At 62.3% G+C, this 3030-nt stretch carries 4 protein-coding genes; all 4 read left to right on the forward strand.

All coding sequences use genetic code 11. The features are described from left to right. Positions 1–229: cellulose biosynthesis protein BcsD (gene bcsD / locus WCA53_RS18880; RefSeq protein WP_423913989.1), on the forward strand; the 229-nt coding region annotated here is incomplete at its 5' end. Between the two features lie 155 nt (positions 230–384). Continuing rightward, the gene (gene bcsP / locus WCA53_RS18885) at positions 385–1230 is read left to right on the forward strand and encodes a cellulose biosynthesis protein BcsP (protein ID WP_423913992.1); all 846 of its coding nucleotides are present in this window, start codon (positions 385–387) and stop codon (positions 1228–1230) included. After that, positions 1227–2015, forward strand: coding sequence for a cellulose biosynthesis protein BcsQ (gene bcsQ, locus WCA53_RS18890; RefSeq protein ID WP_423913997.1), 789 nt, complete (start codon positions 1227–1229; stop codon positions 2013–2015). The genes bcsP and bcsQ overlap by 4 nt, the downstream gene beginning before the upstream one ends. 11 nt (positions 2016–2026) lie before the next feature. After that, positions 2027–3030: glycosyltransferase (locus tag WCA53_RS18895; protein ID WP_423914002.1), on the forward strand; the 1004-nt coding region annotated here is incomplete at its 3' end.

The following is a 3030-nucleotide window of genomic DNA, read 5'->3' on the forward strand; positions in this document are numbered from 1 at the left end:
CTTTGTCGAACTGAGCGACGAACCCGACGCCTTGCGCATCGTCCATTTCTGCGCGCCGCTGCTCGCGTTCGGACCGAACGCGCTTACGTGGACGCCCGCGTTCCTCGAAGGCGTCTATCAAGGGTGGCTAAGTGAATTGGGGGCGGACGGACTGGCCGTCATGCAATCCGGCGACTTCGACGAAAGCGCGTCTGTCGAATTCAGGCTCGGTCGTTCTAAGAATCGGTGATTTATCTCTTGCATTGGATCGAATCGGTAAGGATTGCGCGACAGCGTCGAAACAAAACAACACGATAGAAAGCCGAACCGCACAGGACTGCTTTAGAAAATCGCGTTAAGAGCCCGTGTCAGGGCTTACAAAAAACAAGTACGAGGAAGCAGCGAATGAACCCATCGCGCGATATTGAAAAGCTATTCGATCACTTCGGCGGCAATGCCAGTGACTATCAGGAAATTGGCCGCGACAACGAGGCCCGCAACGCGCGAACGCGCTGGCCGCTCCTCAGCGCGCTCGATCTTTCACTGCCAGCAATTCCTGGCGTCGCGCCGCGGCGTGATTCGCTGCTGCCTCGAACCCGCGGCACTGGCTCAAGCAGTCTCACGCCGCCCGCGAGCGCGACATCGAACGCGACCCCGATTGGCCAGGGCAAGCCGCCGCTGTTCGCACGCGCGCACCGCCAGACGATTCCCCCGGTGAGCAATGTGACGCTGCCAGCGGCGAACCTCGGTGGAATGCGCTTTTCCGAACTGGCGGAGGCAGTGGGACTTAGTTCGGGACCGGCCGACGCTACCGTTGCGGCGCCTGTTTCTGTCGATACCACTCTTCCCGCGGTTGAGTCGCGAGCCCAGCCTTTCGCCGGATCGTCCGAATCCATGCGTTTTTCGAGCGTCCTGCAACGTTCTCCGAAATTGGCCAATCCGCCGTCCCTGCCGCGCATTCCCTTGGTTGCACCTGCTCAAGCGGCGCAAACAGCCTCTGCGAACTCCGACGCTGTCGTTTCGCCTGCGCAGCCGAATGCGCCGTCGATTCTCGCCAAGATGTTCGCGCCGCAACCGCATGCTCAACGTCCGTCTGACGACGATGCGGCTGCCCTTCCCGATTCGCTTCACTCGATCTTTCAGCGCCTGCGCGGACCGAATTCCGTCGCGCCTGCTGCGGCTGAATCGGCGCTAGCCGTCAATGCGCCGGCCACCGCCTCGTGGCTTGCCATCCGCACAGCGCGCAAATGAAAGTCGTCACCGTGGTGTCCGCCAAGGGCGGTGTCGGCAAAACGACGATTGCGGCCAATCTCGCTTCGGTCCTGGCCACCCGTGGGCGCCGCGTGATCGCGCTCGACCTCGATCCGCAGAACGCGCTACGCCTGCATTTCGGGATTCCGCTCGACACCATCGACGGCATCTCACGCGCCACACTCGGCGGCGACCCGTGGCAGAGCGTTATGTTCGACGGCGTCGACGGCGTGACCGTCTTGCCCTATGGCGCGGTGGTGGAAGACGATCGGCGCCGCTTCGAAGCGCATGTGGACCGCGATCCGCAATGGCTCGCGCAATCGCTCGAAGGGCTCGCGCTCAGTGCGTCGGATATCGTGATCGTCGATACCCCGCCGGGTTCCTCGGTCTACACGCGCACCGCGCTCTGCGCCGCTAATTTCGCGCTGAACGTTGTACTCGCCGATGCAGCCTCGTACGCCGCGATCCCGCAAATGGAACGCATGATTGAAGCGTATGCGGCGCCGCGCGCGAATTTCGCGGGCGTGGGCTACGTGGTGAACCAAGTGGATCAGTCGCGCCAGTTGACCAAGGACGTGCTGAAAGTGCTGCGCAACATGCTCGGCAACAAGATGTTCTCCGGCGTAATTCACGCGGACGAAGGCGTCAGCGAAGCGCTTGCCTGCGACACCACGCTGATTCACTACGACTCGCTCAGCCAGGCCGCCGCCGATCTGCGCGCCTGTGGCGACTGGCTCATGAGCGCGGTCGACGCCATGCCGGCGTCGTCGAGGAACGTCGCATGAGCACGCCACGCATGAGCACGCCACGCACGCATGCGTCGAGCGAGGCCGACGAGGTTGCGTCGCGGCTTGAGCGGATTGTCGATTCGCGTATCTGGGGCAGCCGCATATTGACCGCGCTGCTGACGCTGTTCGCCGTCTGCACGATGTACTTCGTCTGCACGGTGCCGCTCGCGTTTGTCGAGCAACTCGTGTTCGCCGGGTGCTGCTTCGCTTTCGCGCTGGTGTTCCGGCGCTTGCGCGGCCAGTACGCCACGCTCGTGATGATCATGCTGTCGCTGGTCGCGACCGGCCGCTACATGTTCTGGCGACTGACCGAGACGACTTACTGGGAGCGTCCGCTCGACGCCGTGTGGGGCTTGCTGCTGGTAACGGCCGAAGTTTATTCGGCCGTCGTCTTGTTGCTGGGCTATTTCCAGACCGCCTGGCCGCTGCACAGGAGACCGGTGCCGCTGCCGGCATCCCGCAACCTATGGCCGACTGTCGACGTTTTCATTCCCACCTATAACGAGCCGCTCGGCGTGGTGAAGCCGACCATCTACGCGGCGCTGGCTATCGACTATCCCGCCGACAAGGTTTCCATCCATGTCCTCGACGACGGCCGCCGTCCCGAGTTCAAGGCGTTCTGCGAAGAGGTCGGCGTGAGCTGGACGACCCGCACGCATAACCGGCACGCGAAGGCCGGCAATATCAATGAAGCGCTGAAGATCACCAACGGCGAATATCTCGCGATTTTCGATTGCGATCACATTCCCACGCGCTCATTCCTGCAAATCGGCCTAGGCTGGTTTTTGCGCGACAAGAAGCTGTCGATGCTGCAAACGCCGCACCACTTCTTCTCGCCCGATCCGTTCGAACGCAATCTCGGCACGTTCCGCAAGGTGCCGAACGAAGGCGAACTGTTTTACGGTCTGGTGCAGGACGGCAACGACCTCTGGAATGCGACCTTCTTCTGCGGTTCCTGCGCGCTGCTGCGCCGGTCAATGGTCGAAGAGATCGGCGGCATCGCGGTGGAAAC

It is taken from the genome of Caballeronia sp. (assembly GCF_049581465.1).
In the GTDB taxonomy this organism is placed as follows: Bacteria; Pseudomonadota; Gammaproteobacteria; order Burkholderiales; family Burkholderiaceae; genus Caballeronia.

Bases quoted from the DNA above. Each gene is read 5' to 3' on its own strand.
- bcsP (WP_423913992.1), top strand. From the start codon at position 385: ATGAACCCATCGCGCGATATTGAAAAGCTATTCGATCACTTCGGCGGC.
- bcsQ (WP_423913997.1), top strand. From the start codon at position 1,227: ATGAAAGTCGTCACCGTGGTGTCCGCCAAGGGCGGTGTCGGCAAAACG.